We start from the raw sequence: 24,932 nt of genomic DNA, 5'->3' as shown, positions 1-24,932 counted from the left end.
CAGGGGGGCGCGGGCGGCGGCCAAGGCCGTCTCGGCGGCCGCCAGCTCGGCGCGGGCAGTCGCGGCCTGTGGGCTCGCCGCCGGCCCGAGGGCGATGCGTTCCTGCCTGGCCTGGTCCAGCGCGCGGCGGGTGCGGGCGACGCGCACCTGCGCCTCTTCCACGCGGGCCTCGGCCGCGCGGCGCTGGGCCTCAAGGGTGGCGAGTTCGAACGCCAGCCGCTCCACCTCCGCGTCGGCGGCCACGCGGGCGGCCTCGGCGGCGCGGGCCGCGGCTTCCAGCTCGGGGCCCCGTTCCGGAGCCGCTGCGATCAGGGCATGCAGCGCCGCCAGGTCGTGAGCCAGCCGCGCGAGGGCGGCGTTGGCGTCGTCGGTGATGTGCGCCTCGCGCGCGGCGTCGGCGTCGATGCGCTCCAGGTCGCCGGCCAGGCGGGCCAGCTCGGCGGCGTGCGCCTCGGCCTCGCGGTCGAGGCGGTCCTTGTCGATGGCCAGCTTGTGCAGGATGGCTGCGGCGATGGTCTCGGCCTCACGCAGCGGCTTCATCGCCGCTTCGGCGTCGGCGGCCCGCGTGGTCGCTGCCCCGGCCGCCCGCGCAGTGACTTCCACCGCCCGAATGGCGGAGTCGGTTTCGGCGGTCAGCCGCTCGGCCGCGTCCCGGGCCTCGGACCACTTGGCGAACAGCACCGCGCCCTGCAGCGCCCGGATTTCGGCGGACAGCTTCTTGTAGCGCTCGGCCGCGCGCGCCTCGCGCTTCAGCCGCCCAAGGTTGGCTTCCAGCTCCTGGGCCACATCCTGCAGACGCGTGAGGTTGGCGTCCGCCGCGCGGAGGCGCAGCTCCGCCTCGTGGCGTCGGGAATGCAGCCCGGAGACGCCCGCCGCCTCCTCAAGTATCAGCCTGCGGTTCTGCGGCTTGGCGGCGATCAGCTCGGAGATCTGTCCCTGGCGCACCAGGGCCGGCGAGCTGGCGCCGGTCGAGGCGTCGGCGAACAGCAGCTGGACGTCGCGAGCGCGCACCTCGCGCCCGTTGATGCGGTAGGTCGAGCCCTCCCCCTTGTCGATCCGGCGCACCACCTCGATGACCGGATGGTCGTTGAACGCCGGTGGCGCGCGGCGGTCGGCGTTGTCGATCGTCAACGAGACTTCGGCGTGGTTGCGCCAAGGCCGGTTGGCGGCGCCGGCGAAGATCACGTCGTCCATGCCGCCGGCCCGCATGGCCTTGGCGGAATTGGCGCCCATCACCCAGCGCAGCGCTTCCAGGAGGTTCGACTTACCGCAGCCATTCGGCCCGACGACCCCGGTCAGCCCCGGCTCGATCCGGAACTCCGTCGGTTCGACGAAGGACTTGAAGCCCGCGAGCCTGAGGCGCTGGAAGTGCACGGCCGTCAGCGCCTCCCTTGGGCGGGGGTCGCCTTCAGAGCCCTGGCGATCGCCACGTCCAGTTCCGCCAGCGTGGGAACATGACCACTGTCCAGCCTGACGCCGTTGACGAAGAAGGTCGGCGTGGAGTCCACCTTGTCGGTCTCGACGGCGTACTGGACCCGCTTCTCCAGGGCCACGTTCGCCGCTTCGTCGGTGACGCAGGCGTTGAACTGCGCTTCGGTGAAGCCGTTGGCCTTGGCGATCTCGATGAAGATCGGCGCGATGCGCTCGCCCGGCCGCCACCGTGTCTGGCTGCGCAGCACCTGGTCCACGATCGGGAAGTACTTCGACCCGTCCCCGCAGCGGGCCAGCAGGAACCCGGCGGCGGCGATCTGGGCCGGCTGGGTCAGCAGTTCCCGGGCGGTGTAGTAGACCCGGCCGGTATCGATGTATTTCGCCCTGAAGGCCGGAAACACCTCGCTGTTGAAGGTAGCGCAGTGCGAGCAGCTGAGCGACAGATACTCCACCACCCGCACCGGGGCGTTGGGGTTGCCGAGGTTCATGTCGCCCGGCGCCGCAGGCCAGCGGGCGCGGGCAGCCGCGCCCTTGGGCGCCGGCGCGGCGCCTGCGGTGAAGACGGCGGCCAGCGTGGTCGCCAGGGCGGCGCGGCGGGTCGCGGTCACTTCGACGCCTCAGCCACGGCGGCGTCCAGCTCCTCCAGGGTGGCGACGCCCTCCTTCACCTTCTTGCCGTTGACGAAGAAGGTCGGTGTCGAGTGAACGCCGGCCGCGGCGCCGGCCTGCGAACGGGCGCTGGCCGCCGCCAGCGCGGCCTTGTCCGTGAGGCAGGCCTGCAGCTGAGCCTCGCTCATGCCCGCGCTCGTGGCGACGGCGCGCAGCGTGCCCATTACGTCACCGGCCGCGAACATCGCTTCCTGGCGCCGGAAGATGTCGTCAACGACGGCGAAGTACTTGTCCTTGCCGGCGCAGCGGGCGGTCATGAAGCCCGCGGCGGCCACATCCTGCGGTGGGGTCATCAACTCATGCAGGGTGTAGCGCACCTTGCCGGTGTCGATGTACTTGGCCTTGAACGCCGGGAAGACGGTGTTGTTGAACTCGGCGCAGTGGCTGCAGGTGAGGGAGGCGTACTCCTCCACGTGCACCTTGGCCGCCGGGTCGCCCAGGGTCATGGCCTGACCCGCCGCGGCGTCGATCGGCGCGGCGGCGGGCGTGACCTCGGGCTCCTTCTGGCAGCCAGCCAGCGCCAGCACCGCGCCGAGGGCGCAGACCACGAAGGTTCGGCGGCTGGAGGGTGGCGTCACAGGGCGTCTTCCAGATCTGAACAAGGGATTAAAGCGCGATTCCCGTCGGGAAGGGCAAACCTCTCTCGCGCGGCTCGCGACCTCGTCCGATAGGACGGCGGCGGATCTGTGTCGACCTACCGCTCTGACGCAGGCGGGGCGCGTCGCAGGACGCCACGGCCAAGCGCCATCAGAGCGTCCTTCAGCCTGCCCTCCGGCGTGGTGGCGAGTTCCTGCGCCAGGCGGGCCTCCAGGGCCGCGTCGAGCGGCGCGGCTCGGCGCCGCGGGGGCTGCGGTTCCGTGCGCCGCAGGGGCCCCTGGACGATGCGCAGTTTACCCACCGCCTCGGCGCCGAGGAACAGGTTCACCCGCGCCAGGATCTCGTGCGCCTGGTGCTGAATGATCGCGGCGGCGGGCCCGGCCACCCGGATCTCCAGCGACGACGGTCCGCCGGCCCGGCCCTTGGCGAGCTTCACCGGCTCGGTGCGGCGCGCGATCTCCGGCCCCACGATCTCGCGCCAGCGGACCGCCAGCGCGTCAGCGCCCTGGCTGAACCGCTCGTCCATGGTCTTCAGGTAACCGCGCAACGCCCGTCCCGCCGGCGGGGGCGGGCGGGTGAGCGGCCGCGTGCGCTTGGTCCGCAGGATGCGGAGCGCTTCTTCGGTGGAAGGGAGCTCACGGGGCACGCTTCTCTCTACCGCGCAAGGGCGGGACGGCGGTAGAGGGAACCGGTGAGTCCACAATCCCTCCGCGCCCAACTTCTGGCCTGGTACGACGCCAACGCCCGCAGGCTTCCCTGGCGCGTCGGCCCCGCCGACTATGCAGCCGGCGTGCGCGCCGTTCCTTATCGAGTGTGGCTGTCCGAGGTGATGCTGCAGCAGACCACGGTGCCGCATGCGATCCCCTACTTCCTGAAGTTCACCGCCCGATGGCCCACGGTCACCGCACTCGCGAACGAGGCCGACGGCGAGGTGATGGCCGCGTGGGCCGGGCTCGGCTACTACGCCCGCGCCCGCAACCTGCTGGCCTGCGCGCGGGCCGTGGCGGACGGGCACGCGGGCGTCTTCCCCGACACCGAGGAAGGCCTGCGCGCCCTGCCGGGCCTGGGTCCCTACACTGCAGCCGCGGTGGGCGCGATCGCCTTTGAGCGGGCCACCAACGTCGTCGACGGCAATGTCGAGCGGGTGATGGCGCGGCTGTTCGCCGTGGAGGCGGCGTTGCCGGACGCCAAGCCGGCGCTGAAGGCGCTGGCGGCCGACCTCGTCAGCGAGGACCGCCCCGGCGATTGGGCCCAGGCGCTGATGGACCTGGGCGCGACGGTCTGCCGGCCCAAGGCGCCGCTCTGCGAGCGATGCCCGGTGGCGGAGCATTGCGCCGCTCTGTCCACAGGGTCGCCGGAGACCTATCCCCGGCGCACGGCGAAGGCGCAGCGGCCGCACCGCTTCGGCGTCGCCTATGTGCTCACGCGAGATGATCAGGTGGCCCTGGTCCGCCGCCCGCCCAAGGGCCTGCTTGGCGGCATGCTGGCCCTGCCCACCAGCGACTGGCGAGCGACCCGCTGGAGCGAGGCCGAGGCCGTGCGCGCGGCCCCGGTTTGCGCCGACTGGCGCGGCGTCGGCGAGGTGGAGCACGGCTTCACCCACTTCACCTTGACCCTGCAGCTCCTCCGGGCCGAGAGCGACGCCGACGGCCTTATCTGGAGTTCCCGCCGGGATCTCGACGCCCTGCCGAGCGTCTTCCTGAAAGCGGCGCGCGCGGGCCTAGCCAACCTTTTCTAACCGGCTCGTGCGGGGAAAGACGAAGACCAAGATCGAGAAGGCCACCGCCGACATCATCAGCGCCGCAGCCGGGATGGCCGGCACGCCGTAGGCCGCCAGGGCCACGCCGCCCAGGGTCGCGCCCAGGGCCTGGCCCATAGAGAAGACGGATCCGTTCAGCGCCAGCGCCACCGGGGCGCCGTCCGTCAGCTGGATCAGCCGCGACTGGGTTACCGGCGAGATCGAGAAGATCGCCGTAGCGGCGAGGAAGATCGCCAGCGCAACGACCGCTTTGCTCGCCAGCCCGGCTGGCAGCAGGTGGTGCGTAGCCGCCCAGTGGAGACTCATGGCCGCGGCCTGGACGCCGATCGCCTGTAGCACCCAGGCCTTTCCGGCGTTGCGATCGGCCGCGCGACCGCCCAGCCAGAGCCCCGCCGCGGCGCCGACCCCGATCATCATCTGAAAAGCCGCGACCCCGGCTCCGGTAACGCCCGCGCCGACGCGCACGATGGGTGCGATGTAGAGATTGAGCGTCATGTTGGCGGCGAAGGTCAGGAAGCTGGTCAGGTAGAGCGGCCAGATGCCGGCGATCTCCACCCGGCCGCCAACCCGCTTCGGCGGCGCGGGCACGCGGGGGAGGAAGACCACCACGCCGGCGAGCGCGATCGCGGAGAGGGCGGCGGCGACCAGGAAGGTCGCGCGCCAGTCAAAGATGGAACCGACGACGCTGCCGATCGGGATGCCGACCACGAAGGCCAGCGTCATGCCGCCGGTGACGATCGCCAGGGCCGAACCGCGGCGCTCCGGCGGAACGAGCGCGGCCGCGGCGACGCTGGCCGCCGGTCCGGGTATTGCGCCGGCCAGCCCCGCGAAGGCGCGGAGCACCAGCAGGCTCTCGTAGTTCGGCGCCAGACTGCAGGACACGTGCAGGACCACGCTGAGCGCGAGCCCCGAAATGATCACAAGCCGGCGGTCCACCCGCCCCAGCGCCCAGACGGCGACAGGGCCCAGGAGCGCCGAGCTCAGTACGTAGGCGGTCTGCAGCTGGCCAGCGACGGCGGTGGAGACACCGAGGTCCCGCGCCATCTCCTCGAGCAGGCCCGCGAAAATGAACGCCGCCGACCCGAACGCGAAGGTGCACATCGTCAGGACGAAGATGCGCGGGTTCATCGGCTCGGCACGTTCATATCATCCCCCCGAGCCCGGTTTCCGACAGCGTGGCGGGGAAGTGGGCGGAGGTCGAGTCGTCGGACGGCCGCTCAGTTCGGCAGCTGCGCGCGCACCTTGGCCCGGAGCACGTCGATGGGGGCCAGGCCCTTGTCGGTCTTGAAGTGCCAGTAGGTCCAGCCGTTGCAGGCCGGCGCCGACTGCACCATCGCGCCCACCTTGTGGATCGAGCCGGACAGCTCGCCGGAGACGAGGCTGCCGTCGGAGCGCACCTTTGCGGCGTGCGCGCCCTTGGAGCAGTAGAGCTCATCGCCTGCGCGGAGCAGCCCCGCCTCGACGATCGACCCGAAGGGGATCCGCGGCTCGGACTTCTTCGACCCGGTCACGACCATCTCCTCGGCGGTCGCAGGGATCACCCGGCCGATGCGCGCCTCGGCGATGTCCGCATAGCCCGCCTCGCGCTCGATGCCGATGAACTTCCGGCCCAGCCTCCGCGCCACGGCGCCGGTGGTGCCTGTGCCGAAGAACGGGTCCAGGATCACGTCGCCGGGCCGGGTGGAGGCCATGATCACCCGGTGCAGCAGGGCCTCCGGCTTCTGGGTCGGATGGGCCTTGCTGCCGGTCTCGTCCTTGAGCCGCTCCTCGCCGGTGCACAGCGGCAGCGTCCAGTCCGAGCGCATCTGCAGCTCGTCGTTGGCCATCTTCATGGCGTCGTAGTTGAAGGTGTAGCGCCGCCCGCCCCGGCTCTTGGCCGCCCAGATCAGCGTCTCGTGGGCGTTGGTAAAGCGGGTGCCCTTGAAGTTCGGCATCGGGTTGGACTTGCGCCAGATGACGTCGTTCAAGATCCAGAAGCCCAGGTCCTGCAGAGTCGCGCCCACCCGGAAGATGTTGTGGTAGCTGCCGATCACCCACAAAGCCCCGTCGTCCTTCAGCACCCGGCGGCACTCGAAGAGCCAGGCCTTGGTGAAGGCGTCGTAGGTCGCGAAGCTCTCGAACCTGTCCCAGTCGTCGTCGACGGCATCAACCTTGGAGTTGTCGGGACGCAGGAGGTCGCCACCAAGTTGCAGGTTGTAGGGCGGATCGGCGAAGACGAGGTCGACCGATCGGTCGGGGAGCTTCTTCAGCTCCTCGAGGCAATCGCCCCTGATGACGGTGTCGACCGGCAGTCGCATGGCCCAACCTTGAAACAGAACAACACTGAATCATCGGGCGACATGGTGAACGGGTCGTCAACGAATCCATCCTTTCCCGCTTGCGGGAAAGGGGGACCGCCGGCCGAGCGCAGCGAAGAGCCGGTGGTGGAAAGGCAAGCCCCGAGCGCCTTGGATCGGCCGGACTGTACCAATCTCACTGCCGGCCGCTCGCCCTTCCCACCGCTCGCGCTTCGGCGAGCGGTCCCCCCTTCCCGTGAACGGGAAGGGAAGGTCAGCTGGCGATGCTGCGGATGCGTTCGAGGTTCTCGGCCGAGACGCGCTGACTGGCCTGTTCGCGGGGCATGCGGTTCCAGGCGTCAAGGGCGGCAATCTTGTAGGCTTCCGCCAGGGTCGGATAGTTGAAGGTGTTCTCGACGAAATAGTCGAGCGTGCCCTCCAGGTTCAGCACGGCCTGGCCGATGTGGATCAGCTCGGTGGCGCCCTCGCCCACGATATGGACGCCCAGGAGCCGGCGGGTCTCCAGCGCGAACAGCATCTTCATGAAGCCGGTGTCGAGCCCCATGATGTGGCCACGTGACGTCTCGCGGAATCGCGCCACGCCGCACTCGTACGGGATGCCCTTTTCCCGGGCCTCCTCCTCGCTGATCCCGATGGTGGAGATCTCGGGCACCGAATAGATCCCGTACGGGAAGAACTGCGGCGGGGCCTGCGCCGGCGCATCGAAGGCGTGGCAGGCGGCGATGCGGCCCTGCTCCATCGAGGTGGAAGCGAGACTGGGGAAACCGACGATGTCGCCCGCGGCATAGATGTGCGGCTGGGCGGTCTGGAAGGTCGCCGGGTCCACGCGGAGGCGGCCACGGGAGTCGGCTTCGAGGCCGCAGGCCGAAAGGTTGAGGCTCTCGATCGCGCCCTCGCGCCCGGCCGAGAACAGCACCATGTCGGCGCGCAACTCGCGCCCGTCGGCGAGCGAGACGAGGCATTCGCCCGGCCCCTGCACCACGGCGCTCGTCACCTTGGCGTTGAAGCGGACGGCCACGCCGCGATCGCGCAGGTCGTGGACGAACTCATCGGCGAGCTCCCGGTCCAGGAAGGGCAGCATGGTCGGATTGGGCTCCACCACGGTCACCCGCACGTCCAGGGTCGAGAAGATCGAGGCGTACTCCACGCCGATCACGCTCGCGCCCACCACGATCAGCTGCCGCGGGATGCGCTCCAGGTTCAGGATCTCATCGCTGTCGACGATGTTGACGCCGTCGAAGCCGATATGGCCGGGTCGGTAAGGACGCGTGCCCGCGGCGATCACGAATCGGTCGGCGGCGTAGATCGCCTGGCCGTCCGGACCCTCGACGATGATGGTGTGCGGGTCGATGAACTCCGCCGAGCCCCGGACCGTGTCGACCAGGTTGCGCGTGAACTGGTGCTCCAGAACCTCGACCTCGTGGCCGAGGGTGATGTCGAGGCGCTTGCGGAGGTCTTCGGCGGTGATGTCCTTCTTGGCCCGGTAGGCGCGACCATAGAAGCCCCGCTCGCGCCAGCCGGAGAGGTTCAGGACCGTCTCGCGAAGGGTCTTGGAGGGAATGGTGCCGGTGTGCACGGAGACGCCGCCGACTCGCTGGCCGCGTTCGACCACCAGCACGCGCTTCCTCAGCTTGGCCGCCTGGACCGCGGCGCGGCGACCTGCCGGGCCGCTGCCGATGACGATCATGTCGTAGCGCACGGCGCCCTTAGGGGACTTTGACACGCGGCTCTCCAGCTTTCTGCGGAAGCGGGCACCCTAGCCGCTGGGTGTTAAGGTAACTTTGCCCGCCGGGACGCGATCAGGCCGCCAGGGCGGCGGCGGCGTGCGGCTCCAGCACCGCGAGCAGCTGCGGCACGGAGATCGGCTTGTTCAGATGCCCGTCTGCGCCCGCCGCTGCGCCCGCGGTCACGTGCTCCTGCAGGCAGTTGGCGGACACCACGTAGATCGGCATCCGCGGCCGCCCGGATTCACTCTCCCAGGCGCGGATCCGGCGCATGGCCTCAAAGCCGTCCATCACGGGCATCTGCAGGTCCATCAGGACAGCATCGAAGCCGCCCGTGATCACCGCCTCCACGCCCTCCTGGCCATTCTCGGCTTCGGAGTGCTCGATGCCGACGCTGTCGAGGATCAGCCCCAGCACCTGGCGGTTCACCGCATTGTCGTCGACGACCAGCACCCGGAACCGGCCGGGAGGCGAATCGGCGGCTCTCCACGCTGCGGCCGGGGCTTCCAACGGAAGCGCGGGCATCTCGACCGTGAAGCGGAACACTGAGCCCTCGCCCGGAGTGCTCGAGCACTCCAACTCCGCACCCATCATCCGAACATACTCCCGGGATAGCGGGAGACCCAGGCCGGTGCCGCCCTGCTTGCGGGTCAAGCTGGCATCCGCCTGGCGGAAGCGCTGGAAGAGGGCGGTCTTGGTGGCCTCGTCGAAACCCGCCCCGGTATCGCGCACTTCGAAGGTGAGCCGGTCGCCTTCGCGAGCCAGGGCGATGGCCACCTGCCCGGCGTCGGTGAACTTGATCGCGTTGCTGACCAGGTTGCCGATGATCTGACGGATGCGGAGGGGGTCGCAGGCGGCCCGATCGCCGGCGCCGGGACCGATCTCGGTGCGCAGGACCAAGCCCTTCTCCTCGGCGCGGGCGGCGAACAGATCGCGCACCGAGTCCATCAGGGCGCTCATGTCGGTCGGTTCGGGTCGCAAGTCGACGACGCCGGCCTCGACCTTGGCCAGGTCTAGCAAGTCGCTCAACAGGTCGTTCAGCAGCTCGCCGGAGTTCTGGATCACCGACAACAACTCCCGTTGCTTTGCGGTGAGTTCGGTCTGTCCCAGCACCTCGGCCACGCCGAGCACGCCGTTCAGGGGCGTACGGATCTCATGGCTCATATTGGCCAGGAACTGACTCTTGGCGCGGTTGGCGGCCTCGGCGGTGTCGCGGGCCTGCGCCAGGATACGCGCGGTCGCCTGCTGTTCGGTGATGTCGGTCATCACCGTCACGGCGCCACCTTCGTGGGTGGCGAAGGATTCGTGCCGGATCCAGCGGCCATCCGGCAGGAGGAGGTTCGTCCCGCGCTGCTCCGCGGCCTCGACGTTCTCCTGGAGCCTCCAGCCCCCGACTTCCCGCGCAGCGTCGGAGATGGCCCTGCGCATAACCCCCTCCCTCACGGGAATGAACTCGCTCACCAGCTCGGCGAAGGCGTGGTTCCAGGACGTCAGGCGACCGCCTGCGTCGTAGAACGCCAGCCCGGCGGAGAGCACGTCCAGCGCATCACGCACGCCCGAAAGGGTGAAACGCCGCCCCACGCGCTCCATCCAGATCAGGCTTGCGGCGGCGGCGAGGATCAGCAACGCCAGCGCTACGGTTGCGACGGCCAGTGGCCCGCGTCCGATCAGGTCGCCCGGAACGGCCAGGGTCGGATCTGGAACCAGCGTGACAGCCGCCATGGCGGTGAAGTGCAGTCCCACAATGGCGAGGAGCAGCGCGACCGCTGGCGCGGCCCATTGAGCGCGGCCCCTCAGCCGCGCGCGCGCGTAGAAGGCCGCAGCGGCGCCCAGAGCGCCCACCAGCACGGAGGCGACCACGTAGCCGGGGTCCCATTCGAACCGGGCCTGGGTCCGCATCGCCGCGATGCCCGAGAAGTGCATGGCCGCGACCGCCGAGCCGGTCAGCACCCCGCCGGCCAGCGCCGCTGCGCGCCCGCCCTGCAGCACGGGCAGGGCAAAGCCCAGGCCCATGCCAACCACCGCGATCATCAGGGACATTATGGTGCCGGGGACCGCGTAACCGATCGGCACGCCCGGAAGGTACGCCAGCATGGCGACAAAATGAGTGGCCCACACCCCTGAGCCTGCGACCAGCCCGGTCAACGCCATCCAGGCCCAGCTCATGGTCGAGCCCCTGGCCTTGCGGCTGCGCAGGTGGAAGCTGAATGCGGCGCCGCACGCCGTCATGCAGATCACCGCGGCGAGCACCACCAGTCGCAGGTCGTGCTGCACGAAGATGCAGGTAAGGACAGTAAGCATGCGCCGCCCAGCAACGAAATTCGCTTCAACCTAGGTCGCTGAGGTTAATATTGATTGCCCTTGTTCGCGTTTTCCGCGCCGGATCATCCAACGCAACCCAGAGGGGCTTTCCGATGAGGCGCGTCGGGATTTTCTGACGGCCAGCGGGTCAATCGCCGAACGGCAGTTCGTCCTGCAGGTGCTCGAAACGCGGGTCGACGCCGGCCAGTACGAGCTTCACCGGCCGCCACGCGCGGCGGTGGATCTCGCACGGTCCCATGGCCACCAGGGCCTCCAGGTGGATGGGGGCGTTGTAGCCCTTGTGGCTGGCGAAACCGTAGCCGGGGTATCGCCCGTCCATCTCGGTCATCAGCCGGTCGCGGGCGACCTTGGCCAGGATCGAGGCCGCGGCGATGGACTTCGACTTGCCGTCGCCGCCCACCACCGTTTTCACCTCACACGGCAGCTTGAAGCGGTAGTTGCCGTCCACGAGCGCGTAGGTGGGCTGGATCGCCATCGCCTCGATGGCGCGGCACATGGCCAGGCCGGTGGCGTGCAGGATGTTGAGTTCCCAGATCTCCTCGACGCTGGCGAACCCCACCCCCCAGGCCAGAGCCTTCGCCTTGATCTCAGTCTCCAACCCCTCGCGGGCCTTGGCGGTGAGCTTCTTGGAGTCGTCGAGCCCCTTGGGGACCTTGCGCGGGTTGGGGTCGAGGATCACCGCCGCGGCGCTGACCGGCCCTGCCCACGGCCCCCGCCCGGCCTCGTCCACGCCGCAGACCAGGCCGCCCACGAAGGCGCGCTCAAGCAGCAGGGTCGGACCCTTGGCCATCAGCGGGCCAGCCCCTTCACCGCGTCGTGGCGGAAGCAGCAGGTGAAGTGGTCGTTGACCATGCCGACGGCCTGCATCCAGGCGTAGACAATCACCGGGCCCACGAACTTGAAACCCTTGGCCTTCAGCGCCTTGGAGACCTCGACCGCGAGCGGCGTCTGGGCCGGTACGTCGCCGAAGCTCTCCCAGCGGTTCTGCACCGGTTTGCCCCCCACGAAGCCCCAGCAGAAGTCCGAGAAGTCCTCCCCCGCGTCGCGCATGGCCAGGTAGATGCGTGCGCTGCCGATCGCCGCGTCGATCTTGGCGTTGGAGCGCACGATGCCGGCGTCGGCCATCAGGCGCGCCCGGTCCGCGTCACCATACGTCGCCACCTTGTCCGGATCGAAGCCGTCGAAGGCGGCGCGGAAGGCCTCGCGCTTCCGCAGAATGGTGATCCAGGCCAGCCCTGCCTGGAAACCATCCAGGACCAGCTTCTCCCAAAGCGCGCGGGAATCGTATTCCGGCACGCCCCATTCGGTGTCGTGATAGGCCTCGTACAGCGGGTCGCCGGCCATGCCGCGCCATTCGCACCGAGTCGGGGTCCCAGTCATCAGCGGCAGTCAGACCGCAGCCGGCGGGCGGAAACAAGAGGGGGCAAGCGCGGTGGCGTTCGAAGGCTTTGAGTTGTCGCAGATCGCTGTGGACGACGTGTCGCTCAGGGTCCGCCATGGCGGCTCGGGGCCCCCCGTGCTGCTGCTGCACGGCTATCCGCAGACCCACATGATGTGGGCCAAGGTCGCCGAGGGCCTGGCCGCCGACTTCACCGTCGTCTGCCCCGACCTGCGCGGCTACGGCGGCTCCACCAAGCCGCCGTCCAGCGATGACCACGAGACCTCCTCCAAGCGCGCCATGGCCCGCGACGCGGTCGGGCTCATGAAGCAGCTGGGTTTCGACCGCTTCGACGTCGCCGGCCACGACCGCGGGGGCCGCGTGGCCTATCGATTGGCCCTGGACCATCCGGCCGCCGTCCGCCGGGTCTCGATCCTCGACATCCTGCCCACCGCAGAAGTCTGGGCCCGCGCCGATCGGCGGTTCGCCCTGGGCTACTGGCACTGGTCATTCCTGGTCCAGGCGCACCCGATGCCGGAGACCTTGATCGCGAGCGACCCGGAACTCTTCTTCTTCCGCCACCAGTTCGGCGGGATCATTCAGAGCTTCGATCCCGAGGCCTATGCCGACTATCTGCGGGCTGCGAAGAACCCGACCGTCATCCACGCCATGTGCGAGGACTACCGCGCCGGCGCGGGCTACGACCGGCTGCTGGACGAGGCGGACAAGAAGGCGGGCAAGCAGATCACCTGCCCGGTCCAGGTGCTGTGGGGCGCCAAGGCGGCGCTTGAGGCGTGGTACGACACCCTGGCGATCTGGCGCGAGTGGGCGCCCGACGTGCGCGGCCAGGCCGTCGACTGCGGCCACTTCCTTCCGGAGGAAAAGCCGGACGAAACGCTGGCCCTACTGCGCGGGTTCTTCGCCGAGGGCCGCTAGGAACCAGTCGGGCCGCTCGAGGCGGACGGCGCAGCCGTCGACCATGAGGTCAGCCCCGATCGCGCGGTCCAGGCGCACCAGGGCCATGCCTCCGCCGGCGCCACCCGACGTCACGATACCAGCCCGCAGGTCCCCAGCCAGGATCTCGGCGCCCGGCGCCGGGGCGACGCCATCGAAGCGGAGCGGCAGCATCCGGCTCTTCACCACCCCGCGGCGCTTCATGCGCGAGGTCGTCTCCTGGCCGACGAAGCAGCCCTTCTTGAAGTCGATGCCGTTCAGCAGGTCGAAGTTGGCCTCGATCGGGTAGGTCTTGTCGCTGCCCCAGTCGCCGGGGCCGGGCACGCCCAGCCGCAGTTTCTGGGCCTCGCGCGCCGCCTCGTCGGCGCCGGTCGCTCCGGACGGCGGCGAGGCGCCATAGCCCCGCCAGCCCAGTTCCGGCAGCCGCGGGTCGGCCGCCCAGAAGCCCTCGGCCGGCTTCGGCGGAATGGCGCCCGGCGCCGGATCGAACAGGATCGAGACCGGTGTGTCGTCCGCCGCGATCGTCACCTTGGCCCGCAGGCGGTACATCGTCAGCCGCTGGATGATCGCAGCGCGATACTCGGCCTCCACGTCCAGCCATGCGCCGTCCTCCCGCCCGACGACGAAGAGGTCGTAGAGCAGCCGGCCCTGCGGCGTCAGCAGCGCCCCGAACCGCGCCTCGCCGGGCGCCAGGGTGTCGACGTCCTGGGTGATCAAGCCCTGCAGGAAGCTCCGCCAATCCTCGCCGGCGATGGCGATCAGGGCACGGCTCGACAGATGGGCAACAGTCGCGGACATCCCGACAAGGTGGCCCCGCGGACGATGGAGCGCCACCCCTACCTCGCCTATAGGGAACACCGATGTCGCGCGGCTTCCCCATCCTGTTCATCACCGCGACCCGGATCGGCGACGCGGTGCTGTCCTCCGGGCTTATCAAACGCCTGGCCGACGAGATTCCCGAGGCCCGCTTCACCATCGTCGCCGGTCCCCTGGCCGCCCCGCTGTTCGCCCACGTCCCGAACCTCGAGCGCATCATCGTTTTCGAGAAGTCGCGCACCGGGGGTCACTGGCTGGACCTCTGGCGGCAGGTGCGCGGCACGCGCTGGGGCCTGGTCGTCGACCTGCGCGGTTCCGGTCTCTCGCGCTTCCTGCACACCAGAAGGCGCGCCATCCACCAGAAGAGCCCCGAGCCCATCCACAAGGTGCTGGAGGCGGCCCGGACCCTGAAGATCGAGGATGAGCCCGCGCCGCCGCACCTGTTCACCAACCCGGACCTGGAAGGCTATGCGGACGAGCTTACTCGCGGCCAGGGTCCGATCCTGGCCCTGGCGCCGGCCGCTAACTGGGTCGGCAAGACCTGGCCGGTCGAGCGGTTCAGCCAGGTGGCGATGACGCTGATGGATCGCTACGGGCCGCTTGCGGGCGGGCGGCTGATGGTGCTGGGCGGCCCGGGCGACGAGGCCTTGACGCGGTCGCTGAAAGACAGCGCCGGGCGCCGGTTCATGGATCTGGCCGGCAAGACGGACCTGCTCACCGCCTTCGCCTGCTTGAAGCGCGCGCGGCTGTTCATCGGCAATGACAGCGGCGCCATGCACCTGGCGGCGGCGGCGGGCGTGCCGACCCTGGGTCTATTCGGTCCCTCGGACGAGCGGCTCTATGCGCCCTGGGGGCCCAACGCCCGCGTCGTGCGCGGGCCGCGCGGCTTTGCGGCGATCAAGGCCTCGGACCCTGGCTTCACCCAGGTGATCTGTCACATGATGGACCTGCCCGTGGAGACCGTCGTCGCCGCGGCGAAAGACCTGCTGAAAGCGACCGAAGGCGTCCCCCATGGCTGAGACCTACGACCTGATCGTGCGCGGCGGCGAGGTGGTGAACCATTCGGGGCGCGGGATCGCCGACGTCGGGGTCAAGGACGGCAAGTTCGCCGCCATCGGCAACCTGGGCCAGGCCAGTGCGGGCGAGGTGTTCGACGCCACCGGCCTGACGGTGATGCCCGGCGTCATCGACACCCAGGTCCACTTCCGCGAGCCAGGGTTGGAGTGGAAGGAGGACCTGGAGACCGGGTCTCATTGCGCCGTCCTGGGCGGCGTCGTCGCCGTGTTCGAGATGCCGAACACCGAGCCCACCACCACCGACCCCGCCGCGCTGGCCGACAAGCTGGCTCGCGCCAAGGACCGCATGCACTGCGACCACGCGTTCTATGTCGGCGGCACCCACGAGAACGCCGCCTTCCTGGGCGAGTTGGAGCGGCTGCCCGGCTGCTGCGGGGTGAAGGTGTTCATGGGCGCTTCCACCGGCACGCTCCTGGTGCAGGACGACGAGGGCGTGGAGCAGGTGCTGGCCCACATCAACCGCCGCGCCGCCTTCCACTCCGAGGACGAGTACCGCCTGGCTGACCGCCGGCCGCTGGCCCGAACCGGCGACTGGACCAGCCACCCGGAGGTGCGCGACGCGCAATCCGCGATCCAGTCGACGCACCGGCTGGTGCGGCTGGCCAAGAAGCTGGGCAAGCGCATCCACGTGCTGCACGTCACCACCAAGGAAGAGATCGAGTACCTGGCCGCCCATAAGGACGTGGCCTCCGTCGAGGTCACCCCCCAGCACCTGACGCTCGAGGGCCCCGAGGCCTACGAGCGGCTGAAGGGCTTCGCCCAGATGAACCCGCCGATCCGCGACCACGGCCACCGAATGGGAATCTGGGCCGGCGTCGCCAACGGCGTGGCCGATGTGCTGGGCTCCGACCACGCGCCGCACACCCGCGAGGAGAAGGCCCGGCCCTACCCCGCCTCGCCGTCGGGGATGCCGGGGGTGCAGACCCTGCTGCCGGTGATGCTGACCCACGTGGCCGAAGGCCGCCTCAGCCTCGAGCGCCTGGTGGACCTCACCAGCCACGGCGCCAACCGCATCTTCGACCTGGCAGACAAGGGCCGCATGGCCGTGGGCTACGACGCCGACCTCACCGTGGTCGACCTGAAGGCCCGGCGCACGATCACCCATGGCGCCATGGCCACCCGCGCCGGCTGGACGCCCTTCGACGGGATGGAAGCCAAGGGTTGGCCGATCGCCACGATCATCCGCGGTCGGGTGGTGATGCGCGACGACGAGATCGTGGCGAAGGGTCGGGGCGAGCCGGTGCGGTTCCGGGAGACTCTCAGCGCTTAGGCGTGCGTCAGGCCGGAGAGGCGCCGTTGACCATGCCCAGGCCGGTGGTGCGGTAGCCCAGCAGCACCAGGGCGTCGTCGCTGGCGAACTGGCGCACCTCGGGCCGCAGGGACAGGAACCAGTTCTCCTGGGTCCGGTAGATGGGCTTGGTGTACCAGGCGAACACCCCGGCGCGCGTTTCGTCCGCCGTCCGGTTGTGGCCGGTCTTGTGCCAGACGCGGCTCTCGAACACGACTGCCGAGCCGGCCGGCGCTACCATCGGCACGGTCTCGATCGCGGCGTCCTCGGCCTGTGGGGCGCGGTTCAGCTTGTGACTGCCGGGCGCGAAGCGGGTCGCACCGTTGGCCTCGGTGAAGTCGTCCAGGCACCAGGCCACGTTCATGCCCTGCGGCTCGCTGGCCCACGGCTCGGGCATGAAGATCTGGTCAGCGTGCAGCACCATCTCCCCGCCGCCGGGGCCGGTGATGTTGGCCGAGATGTTGCCGAGCAGAGCGGGCCAGCCCAGCACCGCCTTCACGTACTCGACGGCGGTCGGGTGGAACGCCAGGTCCTCGAACACGGGGTCGCGACTGAGCACGTTCCAGACCCGCTGGTTGGTGTCGTCGTGGTCGTAGTCCAAGCCGAATTTCTGCTCGCGGCCGCGCCGCCGGTCGGCGTCCGCCGCGCGGTAGAGCGCCTCGCGGGCCCGTTTCAGGCCATCCCCGGTCAGCACGTCAGGCACAATGGTCAGGCCGTACTCGGCGATGTTGCGCAGGCCTTGCGCCAGGTCGCGGGTGGGTGCCGGGACCGCCGGCGCCAGTTCGGCCGAAGCGAGGGTCTGAGACATTGCGGCGTACTCCCTTGTGAACCGTCCAGAGCGTAGACCACCAACATCGCCGATGTCAGGCTTCCCTTTCCGCGTCAGCGCCCGTAACCGTCGCTCCATGGACGCCGAGCTACGCACCTCGAACGCCCCGTTCCGGGACCCGCGCTACGCGCCACGCCAACTGAATGTCGTGGAGCGGCCCGGCGGTGAGTTCATCCTCAGCCACCCAGGGGCGTTCTCCGACCGGTTCCAGACGACCACCGCCCCCCTCGCCCACTGGGCGGAGGCCGCGCCGACCCGCGTATGGCTGGCCGAACGGTCCGGAAGCGGCTGGCGCACGATCACCTTCGCCGAGGCCTGGGATCGGGTCCGAGCGCTCGCCGCCGGTCTGCGGGACCTCGGCCTCGTGGGCGAACGCCCGCTGCTGATCCTGGCCCGCAACACCATCGACCACGCCCTGATCACCTACGCGGCCATGAGCCAGGGGACGCCCGTCGCGCCGGTTTCGCCGCAATACGGCCTTCCGGGCGCAAATCTTGCGCGGCTGGCCTACGCGTGCGCGGTGCTGAATCCGGCCGCCGTGTACACTGAGGATGCGGCCGTCTTCGCCGAGGGCCTCTCCGCCGACGCGTTGGCGGGCCTCCCGGTGATCGCGTCGTCGAACCCCCGTCCGGGCGACGTGGCGCTGGAGCGGCTCTACCGCGCCGGCGAGGCCCCACCCACGGCCCAGCCGGACCAGCACGCCAAATACCTCCTCACCTCGGGTTCTACCGGGCTGCCCAAAGCCGTGGTCTGCCTGCACCGCACCATGTCGATCAACGCGGCCCAGATCGACGCGTGCTTCGACGACCCCGACCCGCCGGTGATGGTGCACTCGGCGCCCTGGAGCCACAGCCTGGGCGCAAACGCCATCCTGCACATGAGCGCCCACCGCGGCGGCACGGTCTATATCGACGCCGGCCAGCCCACCGCCGCCCGCTTCGCCGAGACGATCCGCAATCTCAAGGAGATCGCGCCCACCTACCAGAACATGGTGCCTGCGGCCTGGATGCTGTTTGCCGAGGCCCTGGAGCAGGACGACGACCTGGCGCGCAAATTCTTCTCTCGGGTGAGGCTCCTGCAGTATGGCGGCGCGGCGCTGTCCCAGGCCTATGGAGACCGGATCCAGGCCGTCGCGGTCCGCACGGTCGGCGAGCGCATCTCCTTCGGCTCCGGCTACGGCGCGACCGAAACCGGCCCCACCGCGTCGAATGTCCATTGGCCGAACGCGCGGATGGGCCTGATGGGCCTGCCGCTGCCCGGAACCTCGGTGCGGCTACTTCCCGAGCACGGCAAGCTGGAGTTCCGGGTGAAGGGCCCGCAGATCTCGCCCGGCTACCTCAACCAGCCGGAACTCTCCGCCGCCGCCTTCGACGACGAGGGTTTCTACCGGCTGGGCGACGCGGCGCGGTTCGCGAACCCCGACGATCCGCGCGAGGGGCTGGTGTTCGATGGCCGCATCTCGGAGAACTTCAAGCTGACCTCCGGGACCTTCGTCATCGTCAGCGACCTGCGGTTGGGCGTGCTTGGCGACATCGGCGGGGCGGTCACCGACGCTGTTGTCTGCGGCGAGAACCAGGACCGCATCGGCGTCCTCTTCTATCCGAACCCGACCCTGGACCCGGTCGAGGTCGCCCAGGCCGTGCGCAACGGCGTCGCCGCCTTCAACGCGCGCGCCAAGGGCTCCGGCGGCCGCATCGCCCGCGCGCTTGTGCTGCCCGACGGCCCCGACGCCGGCGCCGGCGAGATCACCGACAAGGGCTACATCGCCCAGAGCCTTGCCCGCACGCGCCGGGCCGACGCCGTACAGCGGTTGTTCGCCGATCCCCCTGCCCCAGACGTGATGGTGTTCGCATGAACGGCGCCGATGCCCTGATCCAGACCCTGGTGGCCAACGAGGTCACCGCCTGCTTCGCCAATCCGGGCACCTCGGAGATGCAGTTCGTCGCGGCTCTCGACGGCGTGCCGGCCATGCGGCCCGTACTCTGCCAGTTCGAGGGCGTGGCCACAGGCGCCGCCGACGGCTACGGCCGGATCGCGGGCGCGCCGGCCTGCACCCTGCTGCACCTCGGACCCGGCTACGGCAACGGGGTTGCCAACCTGCACAACGCGCGGCGAGCCTTCACCCCGATCGTCAACGTGATCGGCGACCACGCCACCTACCACCGTCGCTACGATGCGCCGCTCAACTCCGACATCGCCACGCTGGTGGCGCCCAACTCGATCTGGGCCAAATCCGCGGACACTCCGGACACCGTCGCCAATCTCACGGCCGAGGCCGTTGCCGCCAGCTATGGTCCGCCCGGCGGCCCGGTGAGCCTGATCCTGCCGGCAGACTCGGCCTGGCTTCCGGCCCAAGGCGCCCCGGTGATCGCCCAGAAGCCGGTGCGGCCCGCGCCGGCGGGCGCCGCCGTCGACGCCGCGGCCAGGGCCATCAAGGCCGCGAAGAAGCCGGTGGTGCTGATCGGCGGCCAGGCCTGCCTGGCCGAAGGGGTCCGCGAGGCCGCCCGCCTGCAGGCCGTGGGCGTCACCGTCTACACCGACACCTTCATCGCCCGCACCCCGCGCGGCGCCGGCAGCTTCGCGCCGAGGAAGATGCAGTATTTCGGCGAAATGGCGCTGGCCGAGCTCGAAGGCGTGGACCTGATGATCTACGCCGGCACGAGCATGCCGGTGGCCTTCTTCGCCTATCCGAACCGGCCCAGCATGCTGGTCCCGGAGGGCTGCGAGACGCTGACCCTCGTGGAGCGGGGTGAGGACTCGGCGGCCGGGCTCGCCGCCCTCGCAGACGCCCTCGGCGCGCCGAAGCAGGGCCCGACCCAGGCGCTGGCGCTGCCCGATGCTGCGCCCTCCGGCAAACAGACCGCCTACACGATCGGCGCCTCCATCGCCCGGCACATGCCTGAGGGCGCCATCGTCTGCGACGACTCGGTGACCTCAGGCGCAGGAATCGCAGCGGCGGGCGCCACCGCGCGGCCGCATGAGGTGCTGGCGCTCACCGGCGGAGCCATCGGTATCGGCCTGCCGCTGGCCATCGGCGCCGCCGTCGCCGCCCCGGACCGCAAGGTGCTGTCGCTGAACGGCGACGGCTCGGCGATGTACACGATCCAGGCCCTGTGGACGATGGCGCGGGAGAACCTCGACGTCACCGTGGTGATCTTCGCCAACTACACCTATCGCATCCTCAACATCGAGATGATGCGCACCGGGGCTGGCGAGGCAGGACCGTCCGCCAGGAAGCTGCTGGACCTTGGCGACCCCAACATCGACTTCGTGGCCATCGCCAAGGGCATGGGCCTGCCGGCCGTCGCCTGCGCCGACGCCGACGCATTCGAGACGGCCTTTGCGGGCGCCATGGCCCAGCGCGGCCCGATGCTCATCGAGGCGAGGCTATAGGTTCTAAACCCCTTCGGCCAGGATCACCCGGTAGTCGCCGCCTTTGAGACGGTGCTGCAGCGCCTCCTGGTAACCGGGGCTGTGATACCAGGCCTTGGCGGCCGCCATGTCGGGGAACTGCAGCACGACCACGCCCTCGGCCGCATCGCCTTCCAGCACCTCGAAGGCGCCGTAGTAGGCCAGGGCCGACAGAGGGTGGCCGGCGCTCGCCGGGCCCGCCTTCTCGCTGTAGGTCTTCAGCGCGTCGGCATCGATGGTCTTGTTCTTGATGAAGATCCCATAGGCAGGCATCGGCTCGCTCCCTCGGTGTTTGGCGCGCACCCTCACCGGCTGCCGCCGCGTCCGGCAATAGCTCATCGCAAGCAAAAGCCCGCGGAGTCACCTCCGCGGGCCCTGCGTCAGCTCCGGCCGGAAGCTAGGCTTTCGGCTTGTTGTTGGCCGGCAGGTTGCAGCCCACCAGGCGGCAGCCGAGGGCTCCCACCGGGGTCGCCGGGTCCGTGTATTCCACCACGTAGCCGGGCAGGCCGTCAGCGCAGGCCACTTCGATCTGCGGGTTGCCCTTCGCGCTCTTGGCGCGCGCGACGACGTCGGAGACCGAGCAATCGGTCTTGCCAAGCTTGCGCAGGTCAGCCGTCAGGGGCGAGTAGTTGAGCTTGCCAGGCGCGCACTTGAAACCGGCGACGAGGGCGTGGCCGCAATCATAGACCTTGCCGGGGCCGCGGGCCGGGAAGACGGCCACGACCTCAGCGCCGTCCTTGCAGGTCAGCTCCAGGACCTCCTGTCCCGGCTGGGCCGGGAACACCGCGTAGCTCTCGACCACACAGTTCGAGCCGGCGGCCTTGGCGAGGTTGGTGTAGAGGCCGGCCTGCTCCGTCATCGCCTGACGAGCGTCGGAGAGTTCGCACAGGGTCGGGACCTTGGCGCACTCCACCGGGACCACGCCGCCCTTGTTGTCGACCTTCAGCACGTAGCCCTTGCCGTCCTGGCAGGCGGCCTCGTAGGCGGTCGTGCCGTCCTTCAGGGGACCGACGAAGCGACGCTCCTTGACGGTGCAGTTGACCTTTGCGGTCGTAACGAAGCGATCGATGAGCGCCAGGCGAGAGGCCGGCTCAGCCAAGGTGCACTTCACGTTGGTGTTGGCTGCATCGTAGATCAGGCAGTCCTCCGCCTTGATCGGCTTGGCCAAGTCCATCGGCATGGAGGTCTTGAGCACATAGCCGGAGCCGTCCTTGCAGAGGGCCTCGATGTAGATGGCCTGGGCCGTCGGCACCTGGCCGATGAGCCTCGTCTGGGAGAGATCGCAGGCCACGGTGTTCTTGGTCAGGGCCGCCTGCAGCAGCGCGTTGGGATTGGCGTTCTCCGGAAGCTTGCAAGCCAGGCCCGACAGCGATTCCAGGCAGCTGAAACCCATGGCGGGGCCACCCTTATCGACCTGGATCATGAACCCCATCGAGCCCGAACAGGCGACTTCGAACATGTCCTTGGCGGCCGAGTTCGTCTTCTTGTCGGCCGCCGAGGCGCCGAGCCAAGCGGCGTTCGAAACGGTGCAGGGGATGCCGGCGGCCTGCGCCGCAGCAGCGCCTTCGGCCGCGCCGCGCTTCATTTGCGCCGCATTGTAGGCGCCGTCTGCGTCCTTGCCCGACTTCTTCTGCGCCATCGCGGCGGCGGGCATTACAAAAGCCGCCATAAGGGCGGCCAGCAGGCCCAAACGAAATGGCCTCATGCGTGGGTGTCTCCTGGGTCGTGACCTTCGGGTCGTGGTTTTGCGGCACATAAGCGCCGCGATCCTTCGCGGGTCAAGTTGCCGGCCGAAGCTGGCCGAAGTGTGGCTTGTTCCAGCCACTTAGCTTGACCATGGCGCCGCTTGGGCGCCTTCCGTGAGGTCGCGCAACCGGTTTCGCTACGCGCGGCGGACGCGCAGACGGGACCCGTCGACGCCGACGACCTCGATACGGGCGCCGGCTTCCAGGGGCTCACCGTCGTCCAGTTCGGCCGCCCATTCCTTGCCGTCGATGGAGACGCGGCCGGCGCGCCCGGAGAAGGCCCGTACCGCCGAACCCCGGTGCCCCACGAGCCGGCCGATGTTGTCATTGATATCGCTGCCGTCGTGGACACGGGGCCTCCGTGGCAGGAACCGCTGCGCCATCAGGGTCGAGGCCGTGGTCAGGACGGCAAACACCAACAGGGTGGTCGGCACATCTGGCCCCCACAGCTGCGCCACGACCGCCGTCACCGCCGCCGAGGCTGACGCCCACAGGAGCCAGCCCGACCCCGTCAGCACTTCGACCCCGAGCAATGCCGCCGCCAGCCCCGCCCAGACCCAGAACGGCTGCGCCGCATAGATCCCCGCGATCATGTCCATGGCCTAGCTCCCGGCGGGGGCATTCGGCCGCGCGCGAGGCGCGGGCGGTGGCCGCGGCGGGCCATCTGCGGTGATCGCCTTGACCAGCTCGCCGATGCCGCCGACGGTGCCGACCAGCGCGCCCATTTCGGCGGGCACGATCACTGTCTTCTGCTGCGGGCTGGAGGCGAGCAGGGCAAACGCCTCCACATACTTCTGGGCCACGAAGTAGTTGATCGCGTTGACGTCGCCGGCGGCGATCGCGTTGCTCACCAGTTCGGTGGCCTTGGCTTCGGCCGCGGCCGAGCGTTCGCGCGCCTCGGCGTCGCGGAAGGCGGCTTCCTTGCGCCCCTCGGCCTGCAGGATCGCCGACTGCTTCTGGCCCTCGGCGCGGGCGATGGCGGCGGACTTTTCACCATCGGCCTCGGTGATCACCGCGCGGCGCTCCCGCTCGGCCTTCATCTGTCGGGCCATGGCGTTGGTGATGTCCGGCGGCGGCGTCAGGTCCTTGATCTCAATGCGCGCGACCTTGACGCCCCAGGGACTGGTGGCGTCGTCGATGACCTGCAGCAGGCGGGTGTTGATTTGGTCGCGCTGGCTGAGCACCTCGTCCAACTCCATGGAACCAACGACCGTGCGCAGATTGGTCATGGTCAGCTGGCCGATGGCGTAGTGCAGGTTATCGACCCGGTAGGCCGCCGCCCCCGCGTCCATGACCTGGATGAAGATGATCGCGTCCACCTGAACGGTGACGTTGTCCTTGGTGATCACCTCCTGGCGCGGCACCTCCAGCACCTGCTCCATCATGTTCACCTTGCGCCCCACCCCTTCCACGAAGGGGGTCAGGAAGCTGATGCCCGGCTTCAGGGTGCGGCTGAAGCGGCCGAAGGTCTCGACCGTGTACTCGCGCCCCTGCGGCACGATCTTGATGGCGCCCGTGGCCACGATCAGGGCCAACACCACGAAGACAATGGAAATGATCAGTCCCAGACCCATGCGCCGACCCCCGTTATGTGGCGAAGTCTATCGGGGCTCGGCGCCCGCCGCTACGGAAACCGGACGGCCATGCTCGCACCACGGGCGGCGGTCTGTTAGCGGAGCGTCATGACCCGCATCTCCCTGCTCCTGCCGGCCGCGGTGCTATGCTTGGCCGCCGCCCCCGCAACTAAGCCGCCGCCGGTGAAGCCTGCTCCCCCCAAGGCCGCCCCGAAGGCCGCCGCCACCTTCGACGCCACCAATCCGCAGGGCCTGATGGACATCCTGGGCGCCGCCGGCGCCAAGGCGCAGACGAGCCGGCGCGAAGCGGACGCGGTGTTCGTCGCCGTGACCTCGGCCGTCGCCAACTTCTCGATGCAGTTCGCCGGCTGCAATGCCCAGGGACGGGCCTGCCGCGCCGTGCTGCTGGACCAGGCGATGGGGCGGGGAAACGTTTCGGCCGCGCAGGTCAACGCCTTCAACCAGACCTCCGTGATGTGCCGGCTCTACCAGGACCGCGGCGGCCAGAACCACGTCGTCTATTCGGCGATCCTGTTTCGCACGATGACCCGCGCTGACGCCGAGACCCATCTGCTCGCCTGGCAAGGTTGCCTGGCCGACGCACTGGATTTCCAGAAGGACCCGGCGGGCTATCTGGTCGACGCCGCGTAGGGGGGGCGCTCACCCCAATGGTCTGTTAGCCCTTCTGGCGCACGCTGGCGTCGCCGGGTTCTCCAGGCGGTACGAGGAAACACGCCATGAGCAGGGTGATCGGCTCCAGGGCCGCCAGTGATCACTTCGAGCCGGACGCAGAGGTCGATCCCAAGGTCCAGCGTCAACTCCGGGGCCACCTGGAGCAGATCGACCTGGCAGCCTACGCCGCCAACAGGAAGGTGCTGAGCGCCACCCTGGGCAGCGCCGACGCAGAGCGCTTTCGGCGGCTGGCGTCGGCCGCAGCGCTCGCCCGGACCCGATGGGTGGTCGCGGCGCTGGCGATGACCGAAGGCGTCGAGGCGCCCAGCCGCGAACAGATCGCCGGCCTCGCCCACCTGCGGGCCACCTACGAGGAACTGACCGGAGCCTA

General features: G+C 69.7%; 24 protein-coding genes. 8 read left to right on the top strand and 16 right to left on the bottom strand.

Going from position 1 to position 24,932, the window contains the following annotated elements; translation table 11 throughout:
* The 4 genes from QZV94_RS08855 to QZV94_RS08840 form a co-directional block, all read right to left on the bottom strand.
* The coding region (locus QZV94_RS08855) for an AAA family ATPase (protein ID WP_293677451.1) at positions 1-1,374 on the bottom strand (1,374 nt) is incomplete at its 3' end.
* Between the two features lie 5 nt (positions 1,375-1,379).
* Positions 1,380-2,039, bottom strand: a complete 660-nt coding sequence (locus tag QZV94_RS08850; protein WP_293677450.1) for a thioredoxin domain-containing protein — start codon at positions 2,037-2,039, stop codon at positions 1,380-1,382.
* Positions 2,036-2,677 (bottom strand): DsbA family protein, encoded by a 642-nt coding sequence (locus QZV94_RS08845; RefSeq protein ID WP_293677449.1) that lies wholly within the window; start codon positions 2,675-2,677, stop codon positions 2,036-2,038. Before QZV94_RS08845 ends, QZV94_RS08850 begins: the two co-directional genes overlap by 4 nt.
* 116 nt (positions 2,678-2,793) lie before the next feature.
* The gene (locus QZV94_RS08840) at positions 2,794-3,342 is read right to left on the bottom strand and encodes a DUF721 domain-containing protein (RefSeq protein WP_293677448.1); all 549 of its coding nucleotides are present in this window, start codon (positions 3,340-3,342) and stop codon (positions 2,794-2,796) included.
* 45 nt (positions 3,343-3,387) lie between these two features.
* On the opposite strand from QZV94_RS08840, the gene mutY reads away from it, so the two are divergent.
* Positions 3,388-4,434 carry an A/G-specific adenine glycosylase gene (mutY, locus tag QZV94_RS08835; RefSeq protein ID WP_293677447.1) on the top strand — a complete coding sequence of 349 codons (1,047 nt, stop codon included), beginning with the start codon at positions 3,388-3,390 and terminating at the stop codon, positions 4,432-4,434.
* Here mutY and QZV94_RS08830 read toward each other — a convergent pair.
* The 6 genes from QZV94_RS08830 to QZV94_RS08805 all read right to left on the bottom strand — a co-directional run bounded on the left by QZV94_RS08830 (position 4,417) and on the right by QZV94_RS08805 (position 12,178).
* Positions 4,417-5,583, bottom strand: coding sequence for an MFS transporter (locus tag QZV94_RS08830; protein ID WP_293677446.1), 1,167 nt, complete (start codon positions 5,581-5,583; stop codon positions 4,417-4,419). The two genes, mutY and QZV94_RS08830, sit on opposite strands and share 18 nt — an antisense overlap.
* A gap of 89 nt (positions 5,584-5,672) precedes the next feature.
* Positions 5,673-6,752, bottom strand: a complete 1,080-nt coding sequence (locus tag QZV94_RS08825) for a site-specific DNA-methyltransferase (protein ID WP_293677445.1) — start codon at positions 6,750-6,752, stop codon at positions 5,673-5,675.
* Between the two features lie 253 nt (positions 6,753-7,005).
* On the bottom strand, positions 7,006-8,475 hold the full coding sequence (gene sthA, locus QZV94_RS08820) for a Si-specific NAD(P)(+) transhydrogenase (RefSeq protein ID WP_293677444.1): 1,470 nt from the start codon (positions 8,473-8,475) through the stop codon (positions 7,006-7,008).
* A 76-nt stretch (positions 8,476-8,551) separates the two neighbouring features.
* Positions 8,552-10,777, bottom strand: a complete 2,226-nt coding sequence (locus QZV94_RS08815; protein WP_293677443.1) for an MHYT domain-containing protein — start codon at positions 10,775-10,777, stop codon at positions 8,552-8,554.
* A 148-nt stretch (positions 10,778-10,925) separates the two neighbouring features.
* On the bottom strand, positions 10,926-11,588 hold the full coding sequence (locus tag QZV94_RS08810; RefSeq protein ID WP_293677442.1) for a ribonuclease HII: 663 nt from the start codon (positions 11,586-11,588) through the stop codon (positions 10,926-10,928).
* Complete coding sequence (locus tag QZV94_RS08805) at positions 11,588-12,178, bottom strand: DNA-3-methyladenine glycosylase I (RefSeq protein WP_293677441.1); 591 nt, start codon at positions 12,176-12,178, stop codon at positions 11,588-11,590. The genes QZV94_RS08810 and QZV94_RS08805 overlap by 1 nt, the downstream gene beginning before the upstream one ends.
* 73 nt (positions 12,179-12,251) lie before the next feature.
* Between QZV94_RS08805 and QZV94_RS08800 the strand changes: the two genes are divergently transcribed.
* Positions 12,252-13,112 carry an alpha/beta hydrolase gene (locus tag QZV94_RS08800; RefSeq protein WP_293677440.1) on the top strand — a complete coding sequence of 287 codons (861 nt, stop codon included), beginning with the start codon at positions 12,252-12,254 and terminating at the stop codon, positions 13,110-13,112.
* Here the strand turns inward: QZV94_RS08800 and QZV94_RS08795 are convergent.
* Positions 13,080-13,928, bottom strand: a complete 849-nt coding sequence (locus QZV94_RS08795) for a folate-binding protein YgfZ (RefSeq protein ID WP_293677439.1) — start codon at positions 13,926-13,928, stop codon at positions 13,080-13,082. The genes QZV94_RS08800 and QZV94_RS08795 overlap by 33 nt on opposite strands.
* Before the next feature lie 62 nt (positions 13,929-13,990).
* Here QZV94_RS08795 and QZV94_RS08790 point away from each other — a divergent pair, with 62 nt between their 5' ends.
* Positions 13,991-14,965, top strand: a complete 975-nt coding sequence (locus QZV94_RS08790; protein WP_293677438.1) for a glycosyltransferase family 9 protein — start codon at positions 13,991-13,993, stop codon at positions 14,963-14,965.
* On the top strand, positions 14,958-16,292 hold the full coding sequence (locus QZV94_RS08785; protein WP_293677437.1) for a dihydroorotase: 1,335 nt from the start codon (positions 14,958-14,960) through the stop codon (positions 16,290-16,292). Before QZV94_RS08790 ends, QZV94_RS08785 begins: the two co-directional genes overlap by 8 nt.
* A 7-nt stretch (positions 16,293-16,299) precedes the next feature.
* On the opposite strand, the gene QZV94_RS08780 is transcribed toward QZV94_RS08785, so the two are convergent.
* Positions 16,300-17,118, bottom strand: coding sequence for a phytanoyl-CoA dioxygenase family protein (locus QZV94_RS08780; protein WP_293677436.1), 819 nt, complete (start codon positions 17,116-17,118; stop codon positions 16,300-16,302).
* Between the two features lie 52 nt (positions 17,119-17,170).
* Here QZV94_RS08780 and QZV94_RS08775 point away from each other — a divergent pair, with 52 nt between their 5' ends.
* Entirely contained in the window at positions 17,171-18,994 is a 1,824-nt protein-coding gene (locus QZV94_RS08775) for a feruloyl-CoA synthase (protein WP_367254258.1), read from the top strand.
* Positions 18,991-20,532: an acetolactate synthase large subunit gene (locus QZV94_RS08770; RefSeq protein WP_293677435.1), complete on the top strand. Its 1,542-nt coding sequence runs from the start codon at positions 18,991-18,993 to the stop codon at positions 20,530-20,532. The genes QZV94_RS08775 and QZV94_RS08770 overlap by 4 nt, the downstream gene beginning before the upstream one ends.
* Positions 20,533-20,535: 3 nt before the next feature.
* On the opposite strand, the gene QZV94_RS08765 is transcribed toward QZV94_RS08770, so the two are convergent.
* The 4 genes from QZV94_RS08765 to QZV94_RS08750 form a co-directional block, all read right to left on the bottom strand.
* Positions 20,536-20,823 (bottom strand): DUF1330 domain-containing protein, encoded by a 288-nt coding sequence (locus QZV94_RS08765; RefSeq protein ID WP_293677434.1) that lies wholly within the window; start codon positions 20,821-20,823, stop codon positions 20,536-20,538.
* Between the two features lie 124 nt (positions 20,824-20,947).
* On the bottom strand, positions 20,948-22,255 hold the full coding sequence (locus QZV94_RS08760) for a hypothetical protein (RefSeq protein ID WP_293677433.1): 1,308 nt from the start codon (positions 22,253-22,255) through the stop codon (positions 20,948-20,950).
* A 177-nt stretch (positions 22,256-22,432) separates the two neighbouring features.
* Positions 22,433-22,894 (bottom strand): NfeD family protein, encoded by a 462-nt coding sequence (locus tag QZV94_RS08755; protein ID WP_293677432.1) that lies wholly within the window; start codon positions 22,892-22,894, stop codon positions 22,433-22,435.
* Positions 22,895-22,897: 3 nt separating this feature from the next.
* Entirely contained in the window at positions 22,898-23,863 is a 966-nt protein-coding gene (locus tag QZV94_RS08750; RefSeq protein ID WP_293677452.1) for an SPFH domain-containing protein, read from the bottom strand.
* Positions 23,864-23,977: 114 nt separating this feature from the next.
* Between QZV94_RS08750 and QZV94_RS08745 the strand changes: the two genes are divergently transcribed.
* Positions 23,978-24,520, top strand: coding sequence for a hypothetical protein (locus tag QZV94_RS08745; RefSeq protein WP_293677431.1), 543 nt, complete (start codon positions 23,978-23,980; stop codon positions 24,518-24,520).
* 86 nt (positions 24,521-24,606) lie between these two features.
* Positions 24,607-24,932 (top strand): hypothetical protein (locus QZV94_RS08740; RefSeq protein ID WP_293677430.1); only part of this gene is annotated, 326 nt, incomplete at its 3' end.

The sequence above is a fragment of the uncultured Phenylobacterium sp. genome (genome assembly GCF_902826855.1).
Taxonomy (GTDB): Bacteria; Pseudomonadota; Alphaproteobacteria; order Caulobacterales; family Caulobacteraceae; genus Phenylobacterium.
The sequence above is the reverse complement of the archived record's forward strand: the minus strand, read 5'-3'. Positions and strand labels throughout refer to the sequence as shown.